The organism is Paenibacillus sp. 01T431, from assembly GCF_056398625.1.
Window position 1 is genome coordinate 40,167 of record NZ_JBFTPT010000017.1, and the last position, 18,743, is coordinate 58,909.

Here is an 18,743-nt window from a genome sequence, read left to right on the forward strand (position 1 = left end):
GCAGGATCTGTCTGTCCGTCGTACCAGCCCCATTTGTCTTAAGGAATCTCTAAGGGCTAAATAACAATTAGGAGGAAAGATCGGTGAAAATAAGAAGAAAAGCACTTATAACAACAGTAATGATGTCGCTTTTAGCGTTCCCCTATAATGTATTAGCAGGAGACTCCATACCGCCTACAGGCGATGCAGCATATGGCAAGAATCAACCAAAACATCAGTGAATGATGGTTCTGATATCCAGTTAGGACTTATTTTCAAAGATGCGCCGGATCAAGTTGAATATGTCACCGTACCGAATAGCGGGAAGAGGACAAAAGGCTTTGTCACAGCCAAATTGAATCTAAGTTCGTATGCGAATCGTGAAATCGCTGCCCTGGGTCTAGCATTTGATCCGAAGGGGAAATCCATCAACGGCTATCAAGTCAACATCGGGGAGCTTAAACTCACAGATGGGAAAAACTACACGCCTAGCACGCCTACGGGTTTTGCAGTCAAAGATCGATATCTTACCAATGAAATCGATGTCGTGTGGAATCGTACTGATTATAGTAAGGTGAAGCAATACAATCTCTATGCAAAGCTGAATAATGGAAAAGAGGAATTTTTAGGCGGAGTTTATGGCGACAACTTCTATGTGAAAAACTTAGATAAACATGTCGTGGCTCTTAAATTGACTGCTGTTGGAGCCGATCAAAGCGAGAGCAAACCAGCCATTATTGAACTTGAAAGTAAAGATTATCTTTCGAAAGTGTCAGTCAATGAAACAGCCGAAGGATTCGATATCAGCTGGGGCAAGGAGAACCGCGGCAGCAAAGTTCGTTTCGACTTGAGCTTTACGGATGGCAGAAAAGATACTTATACCAAGACCTTGGATATAAAACTGGCTTCAACGAAATTCGAAGTACCAGTGAAAGATGATGATCGTTACCTGTTAAGAAGATCCACATTGGATAAGAGAGAGAATGTTATAGATACCGTCAGTTATGCAAGCAAAATGAAAGATATTTATTCCGAATCATTTGATGGAAGCTACTATATTAATGGCAATAAGCTTGGGATCGATGTACCTTCCTCGAAAGACTGGTGGCATATGTACATTACCGTTAATGGAGTAGAGGTTAAACCTACAAAAAAGTATGATGGTGCAACAACCGATTATTTTATTCGGGGATATCATGATTTGAATGGATTATCTATTCCGGTAGAGGGAGCTGTAATCGGTATTACGCTGGAAGACTATAAAGGGAACATGTCCGAAGTCAAGAATATTACGGTAAACAAGTTACCGAATAGATTGGTAAAGCTCACCCATATATTTAATGAAAACCTGACCCTTTGCGGTCGGGTTTTTCCAATGTTGGAACGCTTCTGCGGGTTCAAACAATTGATTTTTTTCTGAGAATAGTAAGTACATCATGGAAATCGACACAAACGTTCGGCAGGAGGAAATGAAATGTGGTTTCAAAAGTGGAGATTTACGATTTTTCCTAAGCTGCTCCTGGGCTTCTTGATCGCGATTTTACCTGTGTACATGTTGGGCATTTATTTGAACAAGCAGGTGGCCAGCAGTTTGCGGGATCAAATTCTGCAATCCATGCAAACCAATGTGAAATTTTATTTGTCATCACTGACGAATGAAATCGTTAATATCGAAAATTTTAAACGTTCCTTACTGGTGGACGAGGATCTTATGGCTTTAAGCACGGTAGCTCCGGCCTTGACGGAAAACGAGCTGCGTGAAGCGATTTTGCGATTAGAGAGAAAGGTGGCTCTTCTGCAGGACTCCAGCTCTTATATTGCGAGTGCAACTCTTTACATCCCGATGATTGACAAGCAAATAAAGTCCGGAAGCTACATCGAGGGCGTCTCGATCAAAGAACTGGAAACGATTCGATTCAAGATGCAACAGCAATTATCTCCATTAGTATGGCATGGCGACAAGCTGCTGATGGGCTCTTATTATCCGGAAAGCGTGATCAAAAACAGGGCTCCCGTCTTCTTGATCGAGATCGAGATCAATCAGCGGATGATCATGGACGATTTAAGCAGTATGTCCGATCAAGGAGGAGCTTACCTCTATTTCAAGCAGGAGGGTCGTGTTATTACTAATCACGCGGTGCCCAATACCTCCGATGAAATCGAAAAATTATTAACTCGGCAGTCAGGCGGTGAAGTTGAAAGCCTCATATTTGAGAACCAAGGAAAGAAATATTTGGTTTCGCTCCGGCAATCGTCAGGATATGATTTTTCGCTAGGAATATACACGCCGGAAGACGTCATTATGCGCGACTTTGACAAATATAATGCGTTGTTCTGGATCTTGTTCGCTTTGTCCATCATTGTGATGGCGCTTTTCTCATATTGGATTTTCAAAGCGATTCGGAATCCCGTCCGCAACCTGTTAAAGGCTTTCCGAAAAGTGGAGGAAGGTCAGCTAGCGGTTCGGGTTTCACAGAGGAGTAATGACGAATTTTCGGACCTGTCAGAACAGTTCAATAAGATGGTATCAAAGCTGCAATCCTTGATACAAGAAGTATACGAGCAGCAAATTAGGAGTCAACAGTCTGAACTAAGACAGCTGCAGTCGCAGATCAACCCGCATTTCCTGTACAACAGCTTTTTTATTTTGCATCAGCTGATCGAATTCGAGGATTTGGATAATGCAAGGAAATTCGTACACTATCTTGGCAACTACTTTCAGTTTATTACGAGAGATGCAAAGTCAGAGCTGTCACTAGGGCAAGAAATGAAGCATGCTGAAGCGTATTTAAATATCCAGATGATGCGGTTCGGCAGCAGGATCAATGTTTCGGTGGAACCGATTCCCTCGTGGCGAGAGGAATTGCTGGTACCGCGTCTCATCGTGCAGCCTATCATTGAAAATGCCTACCAGCATGGACTGGAGTCCAGAATATCAGATGGTCATTTGCGAATTACGAATGAATTGCGGGACAACTTCCTTTGTATCTATTTCGAAGATAATGGCACCGCGCTTACGGAAGACGAGCTTATGCGGCTCAAGTTCAAGCTTCAGGATGCATCGGAACTTGAAACGACGGGAGTCGTCAATGTGCATAGGCGGCTGCAGATCAAATTTGGCCAATCGGCTGGTCTATACGTATTCCGAAGCGAGCTAGGCGGCTTGGGCGTTGCGATGAAAATACCTGTTAAGACAAAGGAGGAGTAAGATGTACCGCTTATTAATCGTAGATGATGAGCCTTTGATTCTGCAGGGGCTTACGAAGTTATGCAGCCGGTTGACGGAACCCGAATTGGAAATCTATTCGGCGGGTACGTCGCAGGAGGCGTTGATCTGGCTCGGAAGAGTGAAAATAGACATTGTGTTGTCGGATATTCGGATGCCAGGCATGAATGGTCTGGAGCTTCAGGGCGAGATTGTGAAGCAGTGGCCTAGGTGCAAAGTGATCTTCTTGACCGGTCATAGCGACTTTGCTTATATTCAACAAGCGATTCGGCAAGGCAGCGCGGACTATATTCTAAAGACGGAAGGCAATGCCAAAATTGTGGAATGCATTCTCGCTGTTGCCAAGCAGCTTGATCAAGAGCAATTAGTGGATATGCAGCTCATCGAGGCGAGCCAGCAAAGGAAGGTCGCGCTGCCTTATATTCAGAAGCAGTATTTGAACGAGCTGATACAAGGGGACGACAGGTCGCTGCATTCGCTACGCGACAAATTCGAAGATCTGCAGATTCCTCTGGATGCTGGCGTTCCTTGCTTGCTCATGATTGTGCGCATCGATGATTGGGGACAACGGGAAAGCTTGATGGACAAAACACTGTTCCAATTTGCGCTGGACAATATGACGAACGAATTATTATCTCCACTCACGAAAGTAATCTCTATGAGTTATGACAAAAACAAAATGGTTTGGTTTATCCAACCTTCCGAAGCTCCATCTGATCAAGGCGCTTTCAAAAGAACATTCCTGTTCGTTCGCGAAATGTTGGAACAAATTCAACTGACATCGCTTAATTTGCTTAAGCTGCCTCTGTCTCTGGCACTTGCGAACAGCTTCTCGGAATGGTATGACGTTCCGCACAAGTTCGAGCGGCTTAATCTGCTCTTCCATAGCGGTCTTGGATTCGGAAGCGAGTTGATTTTACTGGAGCCTGAATTCATGCCCCAAACTAATAACAGTAGCGCCGAGATGCGTCTTACCTCGGTTCATTTTAATAAAATTTCCTATTTGAAGTCCTGCATGGTGAACGGACAGGAGGAAGCAACAATTGAAACGCTGGAGGAGCTGCTTGCCTTCGCGTCGCTTTCAGGAGCTTTCCCAAGCGCTGTGCAGATGGAGCTATACTATTTGCTTGTGGCAGTATTCCTGCCTCATGGCTTGCTGCATTCGAGTAATGACGCTCACACTGATCAGGATTTGGGACGGTTTACGCAGTTCGAAAGATACCGTTCCTGGCATCAAATTTGCGAAGAATTCACATCTTACGCCAAGAATATATTTGAATGGCAGCATGCCGGCATGGTCGTTCAGGAGCATGAGCTCATACAGAAAATCCAGCATTATGTGGCGAGCCATCTGTCTGGGGATTTGTCGCTGTCGAGAATTGGTGAGGTGGTGGGGCATAACCCTTCCTACCTCTCCAGGTTGTACAAAAAACTGACGGGTAAAGGTTTGTCCAGTTATATCAACGAAATTAGGCTGGAGAAAGCGAAGCGTATGCTGGAGCAAGATGGTTACAAGGTGCATGAGATTGCATCCGAGCTCGGTTTCTTGTCTTCCCAGTATTTCCATCGTTTTTTCAAAAAAGCGACGCATCTGACGCCGCAGGAATACCGCGAACTGAAGAGGGATTCAAACGTGTAAATAAAAGATACAAATGTCACGAATGGAAACTAGTTAGCGTACTCGCTTTACTTTTATAATGAAGCCGTAGCAAAGAAAACTAACTAGAAAAGGGTGTTCATGATGAAGAGAAAAGGTCATTTGAGTATCATTCTCGCAAACATCTTGGTATGTTCCGTTGTGCTGGCAGGCTGCGGCAGCAAAGACGACGGCATCGAACAAAGCGGGAGTGCTAATTCTGGAAATCAAGGGACAGGAGAAGCCGTTATTGAGCCGCTTGGCAAATATGATCCTCCCATTGATGTAACGGCGGCGAAATTTATCACGCAAGACGTGGTGTATCCGGAAGGTCAATCGGAGTCGAAAAACGCCTGGGAAGATCTCTATAAAGAAATGGGTATTAATCTAAAATACGATTGGATTGTAAAAGGTACGGACGCACAATATTTCCAGAAGCTGAACCTCTCCATCGCTTCCGGCGAAATACCCGATCTCATGATGGTTAACTCCTCTCAATTAAAGCAATTGGTTGAATCGGATATGTTGGAGGATCTGACATCGGTTTATGAGAAATATGCAACTCCAGCTGTAAAAAGCGTTTTCGAGCAGGACAAGCAGGCTTTGCAATCCGTTACTTTCGACGGCAAATTATATGCAATTCCAAAGACGGAGCCGATGATCGGCGCGCAAACACCGTTGCTATGGCTGCGTACGGACTGGTTGACGAAGCTGGGTCTTTCCGAGCCGAAAACATGGGAAGAAGTATTGCAAATTTCGAATGCCTTCACAACCAAAGATCCTGACGGCAACGGCAAAGCGGATACATTCGGCATCGCGCTAAGCAAAGATATCATTAACGGATATCCTTCCCTGAATGGATTCCTGAATGCTTACGGCGCATATCCTCGAATCTGGAAAAAAGATGCATCAGGCAACTTAGTGTACGGAAGCATCCAGCCAGAAGTCAAATCAGCGCTAATCAAGCTGGCGGAACTGTACAAGAACGGCGAACTGGATAAGGAATTTGGCGTAAAGGACGGTTCGAAAGTTGCGGAGTCGCTGGTCGGCGACCGTATTGGGATGCTGTTTGGACCAAGCTGGGCTTCACAATGGCCGCTTCAAGATAACAAAAAGAAAAACGGTGCTGCAGAGTGGAGAGCGTTTCCGATCCCGTCCGTCGATGGCGGTAATGCCACCGTACAAATGCCGTTTGGCGCATCATTCTACTATGTAGTCAAGAAGGATATGAAACATCCGGAAATTGCGGTCAAGATGGCAAATCTCTTCATGGAGAAGCTGTATGGAGAAACTGCAGATTATTTGAAATATGGAGTAGACGGCAGCGGTATAACGGTTGCCAAATATTCAATGGTGGATTTGTTTGCGCCGGATAAAGATATCAACCGTTCGGTGAACGTAGCGGAAGCGATCAAGATCGGGGATCCATCCAAGCTGAACCCGGAAGAAAAATCAACCTACGATAAAATCAAGGCATTTGAAGGCGGAGACTTGAATTTCTACGGTGAAATGTACCAGAACGGTCCAGAAGGAGCGATGATGGTGCTGAAGAAACTGTCGGATGAAGGTAAAGTGATCGCTGAAGGATACGGCGGAGCTCCTACCGATACGATGGGTGAGAAAAAAGCTACATTGGAGAAGATGGAGACTGAAATCTTCACGAAAATCGTTTACGGCGCTGCTTCGATCGACCAATTCGACAAGTTCGTCGAGGATTGGAAAGCGCTCGGCGGCGATCAAATTACACAAGAAGTCAATGAATGGAACGCTTCACAGCAATAATCCAAGTGTGAGGGGTAAGATGCTTATGGCTTGCCCCTTTTCTTCTATACAGACAAATTGAGATTCGAAATAAGGAAGTGGACATCTTGCACACAAAAAAGGGACTCAGGCAGCTTCCGTTGCACTTGATGTTAATACCGGGCATCGTGATCGTATTGATCTATTGCTACTTTCCGATGGTCGGGGTATTGATGGCGTTCCAAAAGTATATTCCGTCAAAAGGTTTGTTCGATTCCAAATGGGTAGAATTTAGAAATTTCGAATATTTGTTTCAAATGCCCGATTTCGGGCAGGTTCTCTGGAATACGGTTTATATCGCTGTTCTCAAGATGGTGTTTGGGCTTCTTGTGCCGATTACGATCGCTATTTTGCTAAACGAAGTTGGTAAAATGTATGTGAAGAGATGGGTTCAAACGCTAATTTACCTTCCTCACTTTTTATCATGGGTTATTCTGGGCGGCGTATTCATCGATATTTTGTCACCGTCCAACGGACTGCTGAATCAGTTTTTAGGTATCTTTTCAATTAAACCTATTTTTTTTCTAGGAGATAATACTTGGTTTCCGATAACCTTGATCGTTTCTGATATTTGGAAGGAATTCGGATTCAGTACGATTGTTTATTTAGCGGCACTGACAACGATTAATCCTAGTTTGTACGAAGCAGCCATGATAGACGGCGCGGGCAGATGGAAGCAAACATGGAATATCACCCTTCCAGGTATGATGCCGGTTATCATTTTGATGGCGACATTAAGTTTAGGAAATGTATTAAATGCAGGGTTTGACCAAGTATTTAATTTATATAGTCCGCTAGTTTACGAGAGTGGAGATATTCTGGATACGCTAATTTATCGAATTGGGTTAATGGATATGCAGTACGGTGTAGCTACCGCACTTGGCTTGTTCAAATCAATTATCTCTTTTGCCCTTGTATCTATCTCGTATTGGCTGGCATACAAAATTGCTGATTACCGCATCTTTTAGGAAAGGAGAGAACCGATTTGGTAGAAGGAAAATCATTTGGACGAAGCTTATTTCACACACTCAATTATGTATTTCTTATTGGGATCGCATTATCTTGTCTGATACCACTTATTCATATTTTGGCGGTATCCCTAAGCTCAAATGTAGCGGCAAGCGCTGGGATCGTAAAGCTATGGCCTCAGGAAATGACGTTCAAAGCCTATGAATTCGTGTTATCCAAGAGTGAGTTTCTTACTTCGTTATGGATTACGGTGGAGAGGGTTGTTCTGGGCACAGTCATTAGCATGGTTTTAACCATTCTTATTGCTTATCCGCTGTCCAAAACCGGCAAGGAGCTGAAATTTAGGACGGGTTACGCGTGGTTCTTCGTCTTTACAATTTTGTTCAGCGGGGGATTGATTCCTTGGTATATGACGATTCGCGCGACCGGGCTGCTCGATTCCATATGGGCATTAGTTATTCCTGGGGCTGTTCCTGTATTCAATGTCATTTTATTATTGAATTTTTTTAGAGGGCTGCCCAAAGAACTGGAAGAAGCGGCATTTGTCGACGGTGCGACACACTGGACTACGTTATGGCGCATATTTGTGCCGCTGTCGATGCCTTCCATTGCCACGATTATGTTGTTCACGATCGTTATGCATTGGAATTCCTGGTTTGACGGACTTGTAGTCATGAATTCGCAGCATAACTATCCGCTGTCGAGTTACCTGCAAACCGTCATCGTTCAATCGAGCTTGACCAACATGTCCGCGGAGCAGCTGGCGAATTTAGCCTCCGTGTCGGACCGAACAGTAAAAGCCGCGCAAATTTTCGTAGGTGCACTGCCGATTCTTGCTTTTTATCCATTCCTGCAGAAGTATTTCGTGAAGGGTATGGTTTTGGGCGGGGTAAAAGAATAATTAATTAAAGGAGCGATTGCTAATGGAGACTGGAACTAAACATTGGACAATTTACGCGATTCATCACTCGCATACCGATGTGGGGTACACGGAGCGACAAGAGAAGATAAAACAATATCATGTCGATTTTATACGGCAGGCGCTTCATATTTTCCGCGAAATTCAGGCTGGACGTCGCCCTGAATGGAATGGATTTAAATGGGTCTGCGAAACGTTTTGGCCAATTGAGGCGTTCCTCGAAAAGGCTGCAGAGCAGGAAAAGTTGGAGTTTGCTGAAGCGGTAAGACGCGGAGATATCGGGCTTTCAGGCACTTATCTTAATATGAGCGAGCTTGTCGGCAAAGATCTGCTTGAAGCGATGATCGGTCGAGTTCGCACTTACGGAGAATCGATTGGAATGCCGGTGAAGTCTGCCATGACAGCTGATATTACGGGCTTCAGCTGGGGGTATGGCGAGGTGCTGCTCAATGCAGGTATTCAAAACATGATCACCTGCATCCATACTCATCATTCGATGTATCCACTATGGAAGAAACAGCAGCCTTTCTGGTGGGAGATGCCAAATGGCGAAAGGCTTCTGACATGGAACGGAGAGCATTACGTCTTCGGCAACGACTTGGGATTAATTCCAGGTATCGGAGGCTCTTATACAATTAAGGATGAATTCGATACGACCAAAGGCATTACGTTCGAGATTGCGGAAGCACGTATTCCGAGGTATTTGGAACGGTTGCGTGCGGACGGTTATCCGTTCCCATTCGCTCCTGTTATGATGTCTGGGCTGCCGACGGACAACAGCTCTCCGAATGCCCAGCTTATGGATTTCGTGAACCAGTGGAACAGCAAACATAGCGAAAAAATCAAAATCGTACCGTGTACGTTGGATGAATTTTTTGACGCGGTACGTGGTCATGCAGATCAGCATCCCGACGATATTCCTGTATTCCGGGGCGATTGGCCAGATTGGTGGACGGATGGCGTTGGTTCAACGCCGAAGCATGTGCAAGTATTCCGAGAGGCGCAGCGTGTCCATCGGAAAGTGAAGCAGCTTGATCCAAACGGAGAGATTGTGACGGCTGAGGCGATGAGAGCGATGGAATACGAGCTGACGTTGTTCGCCGAGCATACTTGGGGCTACCATTCCTCTGTGACAGAGCCTTGGAATCCCTTCGTTCAGGAGTTGGGTGTCCGCAAGGAGGCGTTTGCCGCCAATGCGAGCACGCTCGCACATCGCGCATTGTATGATATTTTGGAACATAAAGGGGATGCGCTGCTTGCGCCAGATCGGCCGATGCGGTTCAAGATGCACAATCCTAATCCTTTTGCACAAGAAGACGTTGCCCATCTAATTATGGAAGGTTGGCACTACGACCTGATCAAGGACGGATTCGAAGCTCGTGTCGAAGGAAGTGGAGAGGTATATCCTGCTCAGCTAAGAGTTGCGCCAAGGGGTGTCATCGTTAGCATACCAGTGACACTTCAAGCCGGAGAAGAGAAAACATTGATGATTCATCCTGTCCACAATGGTCAAGCCAAGACAGCATACACGACGGATTACGTAGGGTCAGACAGGATGATGGATATCGACGTATCGCATGTAGAGAAGACTTTCCACTTCACCTCGACTTATTTGGAAACGCCATTTGTCCGGATGGAATGGAAGAAAGGCGAAGGGATTACATCTTGGATCGACAAGCGTACCGGGGCGGAAATGCTGCGCTCTGACCGCAATCACCATGCCTTCTCGCCGGTATATGACATAACACGTGCTTCCAGCGTTAAGGATATGTACGAAGTTAGACGCAAGATGGGCCGCAACCGTAAAGGAGCCGATGCGATTATCTCGACAGGGGTACTGACAAGTGCGGAAGTGATTGCGCAGGGTGATGTGTACGGTACAGTTCAGTTGACGTTCGAGGTGGCTGGATGCTCGCATTATTCATTGCTCGTTACGGCATATACAGACAGACCTCGCGTGGATGTGGCCGTGCGTATGCATAAGGACAGCGTATGGGATCCGGAGAATCTGTATATTTCCTTGCCTTTCGGGGGACCCATTATGGACGGCGAGCAGGAGTTGTGGATGGATAAAATGGATTCGCTAGCTCGCCCGCGCAAGGATCAATTGCCGGGAAGTCTAGCCGATTATTATTGTATCGGGGAAGGCGTCGCTTACGTGGGAAGTCAAGGTGGAGTGTCAATAGCGATGCCGGATACACCGCTTATTCAACTAGGTAAGCTTGAACACGGCTTCCGATTACTGAACGGGGACGAGAAGCTGAAGCAGGATCTAGGCCATCTCTATTCATGGGCAATGAACAATTATTGGGAAACTAACTTTACGGCAACGCTGGGCGGCTTCTATGAATTCCGATATTTTGTCGCATGGGGCGAAGCGCTCAATAAGCCGGAATCAGCAATGACCATTTGCCGCAGCATGAATGCTGGTATCTTGGCATGGAGATCGAAATGATGAAAGTGAAAACGTATTTAGATGCTTCAATATCGACGGAAAAGCGGGTTCATGATCTGCTGGGCCGCATGACGCTAGAGGAAAAAATCGGCCAGCTTATCCAACCCTTTGGCTGGCAGGCTTACGAGCGAACGGAAGACGGAATAGAGCTGACGGAAACATTCCGTGCCTATATCGAGAGGGGGAGCGTCGGCTCACTCTACGGCGTTTTGCGAGCTGATCCTTGGACAGGTGTAACGCTGGAGTCGGGATTATCGCCCCGCGAAGGGGCGGAAGTTATTAATCTGATTCAAAAATACGCGATTGAGCATACGAGGCTTGGTATTCCAATCTTGTTCGGGGAGGAATGCTCCCATGGGCATATGGCCATCGGTGCAACGGTATTCCCAGTGCCGCTTGCGATGGGCAGCAGCTGGAATACGCCGCTGTATCTAGAAGTATGCCGCGCGATTGCAGCAGAGACGAGGGTACAAGGGGGAACGGTCACATATTCCCCTGTCCTCGACGTCGTCCGCGATTCTAGATGGGGACGGACGGAAGAAACATTCGGCGAGGATCCGTATCTTATCGGAGAGATGGCGGTAGCGGCAGTCGAAGGCTTGCAAGGGGAGTCCATCGCTTCCGATGATACCGTTATCGCAACACTCAAGCATTTCGCCGGCTACGGCAGCTCCGAAGGAGGACGCAATGCGGCGCCCGCTCGAATCGGCGCGAGGGAGCTTCTCGAAAAGGATTTGTTGCCATTCGAGCGAGCGGTGCAGGCCGGTGCGCTGTCGATCATGACGGCATACAACGAAATTGATGGCGTGCCATGCACGTCAAATCATGAGCTGCTTACCCGAACTTTGAGAGAAAAGTGGGGATTCGACGGATTCGTCATTACCGATTGCGGAGCGATCAATATGCTTTGCGGCGGCCACCAAGTAGTAGAAAGTGAAGAGGATGCAGCATGCGCGGCGCTGCTTGCGGGCGTCGATATGGAAATGTCCGGTGACAGCTTCGGCAAGCATTTGCTGCATGCCGTACACAATCAAAAGGTCTCTATAGACGATATTGATCTTGCAGTGCGCCGCATCCTTCACCAGAAATTTGAGCTAGGCTTGTTCGAGCGACCATACGCGAGCCCAGACAGGGCCTCGGAGGTTATCGGCCAAGAAAGCCACATCAAGTTGGCGGGAAGGATGGCGCAAGAAAGCATAATCCTGCTCAAGAACCACAATCAGTTGCTGCCGTTGTCAACAAACTTGAGAAAAATCGCGGTGATCGGACCTAACGCGAACAACATTTATAATCAATTGGGTGATTATACATCGCCGCAGGAGCGCTCCGGAATTGTGACGGTACTAGACGGCATTCAGCGAAAATGCGTAGGCCAAAGCGTGGTCATGTATGCGCCGGGCTGCCGCATTAAAGATCCGTCGAAGGAAGGATTCGAGCACGCATTCCAAATCGCTCAGGCTGCAGATGCGATCATAGCCGTAGTTGGCGGTTCCAGCGCAAGGGACTTCGGCGAAGGAACGATAGATTTGAAGACGGGTGCTGCGATTATTACCGATCAGTCAAGCTTAAGCGATATGGATTGCGGGGAAGGATTTGACAGAGCGGAACTGAGTTTGTCAGGCGTTCAATTGGAACTGCTGAAAGAGCTTCACAAGACAGGCAAACCGCTTATCGTCGTCTATATCAACGGACGGCCGATCGTGGAACCGTGGATCGATGAACACGCCGATGCGATTCTAGAGGCTTGGTATCCCGGACAGGAAGGCGGGAATGCAATCGCGGACGTTCTATTCGGCGATTACAACCCGTCCGGTAGGCTCACAATATCGATTCCAAAGCACTCGGGACAGCTTCCGATTTATTACAATACGAAGCGGACCAAAGGTAAGCGGTATGTGGAGACAGACTTAGAACCTAGATATCCATTCGGTTATGGCCTTAGCTACACGTCTTTCCAGTATGACGGCATCAAGCTAAGCAAATCTAATATAAAGCCGGATGAGAGCTGCACAGTAAGCGTTGACGTCACGAATATCGGCGGAATGGCGGGACAGGAGGTCGTACAGCTTTATGTAACGGATGTTGTCAGTTCCGTAACGAGGCCAGCTTTGGAATTGAAGGGCTTTCTGAAAATTCAATTGGAGCCTGGCGAATCGACGACCGTCCAGTTTACGATCGCAAAGGAACAATTGCAATACGTAGGAAGGGACTATCGCCGCATCGTCGAACCGGGTCAGTTCCGTATCCAAGTAGGCGGTCACGCGGAGTCGCTCCTTAAGGCCGACTTGTATGTACTACCACCCGAATAAGTATGGAGAGAGGATGAAACAACACTGTGAAAAACCATCGTTTGCCGCAAATTGATATCCCCGAGCTGAAGCTGCCACCTTCTATCGTAAAGGCGATGGAGGAAGCGGAGAAGCTGCTCGCTCATCGGCCGAAGCTTAACCGATTATTTCAGAACTGCTTCCCAAATACGCTGGAGACGACAACAAAGCTGCTGGAGGACGGGACTACCTTTGTCCTAACAGGAGACATCCCCGCTATGTGGTTGCGGGATTCCGTGGAGCAAGTGATGCATTATGTCCCGTTTGCCAAGGAAGACCCCGAGCTGCAGCGTATTCTGGAGGGAGTCATTAATCGCCATATGTTCTATATTAGCATTGATCCTTATGCTAACGCGTTTAACGAAACCGCCAATGACTGGCATTGGAACTCCGGAGACGAAACGGAAAGTTCGCCTTGGGTGTGGGAACGCAAATTCGAACTCGATTCCATGTGCTTCTCTTTCCGTCTAGCCTATCATTATTGGAAGGAAACGGGCCGGACGGGCATATTCAATGAGCAATTCAAAGCTTCTTTACTGGCGATGCTGGACGTCTGGCAGATCGAGCAGCAGCATGGTGAGCTCTCGACGTACAGGTTCCAGCGTCATAATGGAATCATGATCGATACGCTGCGGAGGCAAGGGCGCGGCATGCTGGTCAACGAGACTGGCATGATCTGGTCAGGATTCCGTCCAAGCGACGATGCTTGCGATTTCCATTTCAACATTCCGTCTAATATGTTCGCCGCTGTAACCCTTCGCGACATGGGCGAAATCGTCCGTTACGTATACCGAGATGAGAAGCTTGCGGCTCGCATGGCTGTAATGGAAGAAGAAATCCGGCATGCTATTGAATTGTACGGCATCGTGGAACATCCGAAATACGGACGCATGTACGCATTCGAGACAGACGGCTTCGGCAATCACGTCCTGATGGATGACGCAGGTACGCCAAGTCTGATATCGGCACCTTATATCGGCTTCGCGGATGCAAACGATCCTATCTATTTGAACACGCGAGCTTTCATTTTGAGTGAAGATAATCCTTACTATTACAAAGGCGAGAGCCTTAGCGGTATTGGCAGCCCTCATACACCGCCGGACTTCGTGTGGCATCTCGCTTATTCTATGCAAGGTTTGACCGCCGTGGATCCGGATGAAATCAGGGAAATGATCGATATCATGGAGGCCACGGATGCTGACACCGGCTTTATGCATGAAGGCTTCCACAAAGATGATCCTACCAACTTCACGAGGGATTGGTTTGCTTGGTCAAACAGTCAGTTTGCCCATTTGGTGTGGAAGGCTTTGCAACAAGGCATTATTTAGAGCGATAGACTGTTCATTTAAACATACAGCCCTGTTTATCAAATATATGACGGCGATTATTGAAGGAGGTATGATCCATGTTTAATAAATATCCTATAAATCCAGTCAGGCAGCCATTCTCGAAACAGCCAATTTCAAAAGGTTACGAGGCCTTAACGGAGCTATTAAAAGCGAGTTTGGACGAGAAGACGGACACCCCCCCGCTTATTATCGTGGACGGCACGCACGGCGCTGACTTTCAGTCATTCATTCGGCATGCTGCTTCCGCGATCGAGAAGCAAGGTTGGAGCTTGAACGTTCAAAGTACGGCAGGTTACTTGAAATCCGGCGAAACGCTGCGTGAGGAATTCGACCGCAACATTACGGAAAATAGAGCGTTCGGTTACGTAACAGAAGGTGAAATCGAGGCTTATTTCGTATTGGACGCAAGAGAAACGCTCGCGAACCGATTGAAAGAACAAAATGGGAGAACGGCGTTTATCGTGTTCGGGCCAGGCGCTTATTGGCTTGCGGGAGAGCGGAGCAGCACTGTCTTATTTCTGGATGTTTCTAGGGAATATCAGCAAATCCAACATAAAAAGCAACTGCTCAATTTCGGAATGTCATGGAACCGCGATTCCGTCGAAAAGTATAAAATTAGTTATTTCGTGGAATGGCCGATACTGGAAACGTACCGTAAACGTATTTTCCAGAACATCGATCTCTACTTGGACATGAACAAGCCGGAAGAGCCTGTATTTTTGACCATCTCTGACCTTGAAGCGATGATTCGGAGCGTGGCCCAAAGTCCGCTTCGCGTCAAGCCGTTTTTCGCTCCTGGTATTTGGGGAGGACAATATTTGAAAGACATGGCTGACCTTCCTAAGGAGTGGGTGAACTGTGCATGGAGCTTCGAGCCAATCGCACCAGAGAATTCTATTCTGATTGGATATGGAGGCGACGTGATCGAAGTACCGTTCCTGATCGTCATGGCCCTTGAATATAAAGCCATCATGGGTGAACGTCCGGTGTCTTTGTTCGGCGATTATTTTCCGGTAAGGTTCGATTACCTTGATACGATGAACGGGGACAAACTATCTTGCCAAGTGCATCCGAAGCAGGACTATGTGCGTGAACATTTCAACGAGTTTATGACACAGCAGGAATCGTATTACATTATGGAACAGAAAAAGGATGCCAAGGTTTACCTCGGGCTTACGGAGGGAACGGAGAGAGAGAATTTCCAAAACGCCGTCTTGCAGGCACAGGAGACAGGCGTACCGATGGAATTCACTGAATATGTCAACGAATTCGATTCGAACAAAGGAGATTTGTTCCTCATTCCTCCGGGAACCGTTCATGCTTCAGGCATCGATAATCTTGTGCTTGAAGTATCATCTACGACTTGGTGGTTTACGTTCAAGCTATACGATTATTTGCGTAAGGACCTAGATGGCAAACCGCGTCCCATCAACGCGGATCACGGCTTCCGTAATATCGATTATGACAAAACGACATCATGGGTTAAGCAAAACCTCATCCCTGAGCCACAGCTGCTGCAGAGCCAAGGAGGCAACGAAGAGTATTTGCTCGGTCAACGAGACGATCTACTGTTTTACGTAAGGCGGATCCATCTGCAGACGGAATGGCTAGACCAGACAGACGGCGAGTTTGTCATGTACAATCTCGTGGAGGGAGATAGTGTACGCATCGTATCCATTGCGGATGAATCAATATTCGTTGATTTGAACTACGCGGAATCTTATATTCTACCTTCCGTATTCGGTGCATACAAAATCGTAAACCTGACGGAAACGCCATGCAAACTGATTAAAGCGGGAGTATCTCCGGAATGGAACGTGAGCCTGATTGAACGCTGATCTCATATTTGCTTTGGATGTGGGTGGAACCTATGTCAAGGGATGCGTTGTAGAACGCGGGGAAGTAATGGAAGGCACGATCTCTCATTATGCTGCAAATGCCAAGGGTTCGGAAGAAGTCATCATTGGCGGATTGGCAGCTATCCTATTAGACTTGCTTGAGAAATATAAGCGGTTTCCGAATTCATTCTCACCCGAAGCCATCGGCATCGGCATGTCCTTTCCTGGACCGTTTGATTATGAAAACGGCGTGAGCTGGATTCGTGAGCTGGATAAATTCGAATCGCTGTACGGTGTAAATGTGAAAGAAAAGCTTATGAAAGCTTTGTGGGCAAACGGCTTTGGGGAGAATACAGATTTCTTGGACATCCGGTTCCAGAATGATGGCAGGTTGTTTGGTTTGGGAACCGGCAGGCTCTATCCAAATGAGCGAATACTGGCTATTACGCTTGGGACCGGCATTGGTTCAGCTTTTATTGATTGCAGAACTCTTGTCACCGAAGGTGATCACGTACCGCAAGATGGCTATTTATATAACCTGCCGCATAAAGGCGTGGCTGCGGATGAATGCTTCTCACGGAGAGGTATTCTTCATTTATTCCGGGATGCCGGCTGTCTGCATGATGGCATGGATGTGAAGGATTTTGCGGAGCTTGCCCGGAAGGGCGAGAATCGCATGAGCGAGTTGTTCAGGGCATTCGGGGATGAATTGGGACAATTTCTACTGCCATTCCTAATAGATTTTAAGGCTGACCGTCTCATGATTGGAGGCCAAATAGCCAAAAGCATGGATTTGTTCGAAGAAGGCCTTATTCGCAAGCTCTCGCCACTCGGAATTAAAGTCGAAGCCCTCGACAATGCACTGCACTATACCTTTATCGGCGCTTCCTGTATGTTCGACGCAGAATCACATGGAACCCCGTAATAGGACTCCTTACTAGTGGAGCCGTATATGGAGACCGTGATTGGAGAATGGAGCGGGAGCAATCGCTTATCGCTATACCTTATTATAAATAATAAAACAATCTCGGTGGCTTTTATGTTAGCAACGACGATAGAATGAAATAGAGAGATACAAATGTATGTTATATTAAAAAGCGAAAGGTTTAGGATAGGACTCTCCACTCTAATCCAAACCTTATAGTGCTCATCAAAAGTATGGACCATCCTTCGGGATGGTTTTTTTTGAGAATGAATGGGATTTGTCAATACAAAGCTACATTATAATAGAAAAAAGCCAGGTTAGTGTGATGACTAAAACTATCTTTTAAGGAATAATCAGTTTATAAGGATCATTGATGGGGGTCAATATGAAAAAAATTGTACTTATTGGTTCTGGAGGTTCAGGCAAATCAACTTTGGCTAGCAAGCTGGGCAGAATATTATCGATTAAAGTTCATCATTTGGATTCAATTTTTTGGAAGCCGGGTTGGATTAGCACGCCTAAAAACGAGCAAAAAGTTGTTCAAGAGGAGCTCATAAGTCATGATAGTTGGATTATTGATGGTAATTATGGAGGCACTTTAGATATTAGGTTACAAGCGGCTGATACAATCATATTTGTTGATCTATCAAGATGGATCTGCATTGTTCGCGTGTTGAAGAGAAGGTTTCAGTACCGCAACAAGAAGAGAATGGATATGGCAGAAGGTTGCGAAGAAAGGGTTAGTTTGGAATTTTTGAAATGGGTCTGGGAATACCCAGACAAACAGAAGCCGAAGATAACAGAAAAACTGCGAAGGTTATCGAATGAAAAGAAAATAATCATTTTAAAGTCTCCGAAGGACGTGCGAGAATTTGTAGCAAAACTTGAATAAAACATTGATGAGCAGGCGCTGCGGTGGCCTGCTCATTTTATTAAGCTAATAGACAGTCATGCATAATTAGAATGGTATAATTAGTCTAGTAGATTCCAATATGTGGTATTATTATTTTGAAAGTGCTTTTATATACGATTATTGAATGGTGAATCCGTATTTGGTAACAATCGAGAGTTTATGTCAAACGGATAACTTTTTACTAGTTTCAAGGATAGGGGGAAAAACTAATGGCTTTTTTATTTGCTATATTGGCTTTTTTATTTATGTTGTTTTTCTTAAGTACATTCCGTGCTCTTATTAATAAAGAAAATAGTACTCAATTAACTATTATTACATCATTACTTTTTGGGGGGCTATTTTGGGTATGTCTTCTAATTTGGTCTTAATAGAGTTTTTGAACTAACGGGATTGAAGTTGATTCTACG

Annotated in this window: 13 protein-coding genes; all 13 read left to right on the top strand. The window is 46.3% G+C overall.

Annotated features, from left to right (window positions below; translation table 11 throughout):
• The first annotated feature begins 83 nt into the window (after positions 1-83).
• The 13 genes from AC1DM9_RS26950 (at position 84) to AC1DM9_RS27010 (ending at position 18,315) form a co-directional block, all read left to right on the top strand.
• Positions 84-221 (top strand): hypothetical protein, encoded by a 138-nt coding sequence (locus AC1DM9_RS26950; RefSeq protein ID WP_477583150.1) that lies wholly within the window; start codon positions 84-86, stop codon positions 219-221.
• Positions 218-1,399, top strand: coding sequence for a GH85 family endohexosaminidase C-terminal domain-containing protein (locus AC1DM9_RS26955; protein ID WP_477509757.1), 1,182 nt, complete (start codon positions 218-220; stop codon positions 1,397-1,399). Before AC1DM9_RS26950 ends, AC1DM9_RS26955 begins: the two co-directional genes overlap by 4 nt.
• 54 nt (positions 1,400-1,453) lie before the next feature.
• Positions 1,454-3,187, top strand: coding sequence for a sensor histidine kinase (locus tag AC1DM9_RS26960; RefSeq protein ID WP_477509756.1), 1,734 nt, complete (start codon positions 1,454-1,456; stop codon positions 3,185-3,187).
• A 1-nt stretch (position 3,188) separates the two neighbouring features.
• Complete coding sequence (locus AC1DM9_RS26965; RefSeq protein WP_477509755.1) at positions 3,189-4,844, top strand: response regulator; 1,656 nt, start codon at positions 3,189-3,191, stop codon at positions 4,842-4,844.
• 99 nt (positions 4,845-4,943) lie between these two features.
• Entirely contained in the window at positions 4,944-6,623 is a 1,680-nt protein-coding gene (locus AC1DM9_RS26970) for an extracellular solute-binding protein (RefSeq protein ID WP_477509754.1), read from the top strand.
• Positions 6,624-6,751: 128 nt separating this feature from the next.
• A complete protein-coding gene (locus AC1DM9_RS26975) occupies positions 6,752-7,609 on the top strand; it encodes an ABC transporter permease (protein ID WP_430059307.1) in 858 nt (285 codons plus the stop codon).
• 17 nt (positions 7,610-7,626) lie between these two features.
• Positions 7,627-8,511, top strand: coding sequence for a carbohydrate ABC transporter permease (locus AC1DM9_RS26980; protein WP_339203079.1), 885 nt, complete (start codon positions 7,627-7,629; stop codon positions 8,509-8,511).
• A 22-nt stretch (positions 8,512-8,533) separates the two neighbouring features.
• The gene (locus tag AC1DM9_RS26985) at positions 8,534-10,984 is read left to right on the top strand and encodes a glycoside hydrolase family 38 N-terminal domain-containing protein (protein ID WP_477583154.1); all 2,451 of its coding nucleotides are present in this window, start codon (positions 8,534-8,536) and stop codon (positions 10,982-10,984) included.
• On the top strand, positions 10,969-13,293 hold the full coding sequence (locus AC1DM9_RS26990) for a glycoside hydrolase family 3 N-terminal domain-containing protein (protein WP_477583156.1): 2,325 nt from the start codon (positions 10,969-10,971) through the stop codon (positions 13,291-13,293). The genes AC1DM9_RS26985 and AC1DM9_RS26990 overlap by 16 nt, the downstream gene beginning before the upstream one ends.
• 26 nt (positions 13,294-13,319) lie before the next feature.
• Positions 13,320-14,639, top strand: coding sequence for a glycoside hydrolase family 125 protein (locus AC1DM9_RS26995; RefSeq protein ID WP_076265556.1), 1,320 nt, complete (start codon positions 13,320-13,322; stop codon positions 14,637-14,639).
• Between the two features lie 77 nt (positions 14,640-14,716).
• A complete protein-coding gene (locus tag AC1DM9_RS27000; RefSeq protein WP_441874924.1) occupies positions 14,717-16,498 on the top strand; it encodes a class I mannose-6-phosphate isomerase in 1,782 nt (593 codons plus the stop codon).
• Entirely contained in the window at positions 16,488-17,423 is a 936-nt protein-coding gene (locus AC1DM9_RS27005; RefSeq protein WP_477583159.1) for an ROK family protein, read from the top strand. Before AC1DM9_RS27000 ends, AC1DM9_RS27005 begins: the two co-directional genes overlap by 11 nt.
• Positions 17,424-17,808: 385 nt before the next feature.
• Positions 17,809-18,315 carry a DNA topology modulation protein gene (locus AC1DM9_RS27010; protein ID WP_477509750.1) on the top strand — a complete coding sequence of 169 codons (507 nt, stop codon included), beginning with the start codon at positions 17,809-17,811 and terminating at the stop codon, positions 18,313-18,315.
• Positions 18,316-18,743 lie beyond the last annotated feature (428 nt).

Excerpts from the sequence above, each read along its gene's own strand:
- AC1DM9_RS26965 (WP_477509755.1), top strand. The coding sequence starts at position 3,189 with ATGTACCGCTTATTAATCGTAGATGATGAGCCTTTGATTCTGCAGGGG.
- AC1DM9_RS27010 (WP_477509750.1), top strand. The coding sequence starts at position 17,809 with ATGAAAAAAATTGTACTTATTGGTTCTGGAGGTTCAGGCAAATCAACT.
- AC1DM9_RS26970 (WP_477509754.1), top strand. The coding sequence starts at position 4,944 with ATGATGAAGAGAAAAGGTCATTTGAGTATCATTCTCGCAAACATCTTG.
- AC1DM9_RS26985 (WP_477583154.1), top strand. The coding sequence starts at position 8,534 with ATGGAGACTGGAACTAAACATTGGACAATTTACGCGATTCATCACTCG.
- AC1DM9_RS26990 (WP_477583156.1), top strand. The coding sequence starts at position 10,969 with ATGGAGATCGAAATGATGAAAGTGAAAACGTATTTAGATGCTTCAATA.
- AC1DM9_RS26975 (WP_430059307.1), top strand. The coding sequence starts at position 6,752 with ATGTTAATACCGGGCATCGTGATCGTATTGATCTATTGCTACTTTCCG.
- AC1DM9_RS27000 (WP_441874924.1), top strand. The coding sequence starts at position 14,717 with ATGTTTAATAAATATCCTATAAATCCAGTCAGGCAGCCATTCTCGAAA.
- AC1DM9_RS26960 (WP_477509756.1), top strand. The coding sequence starts at position 1,454 with ATGTGGTTTCAAAAGTGGAGATTTACGATTTTTCCTAAGCTGCTCCTG.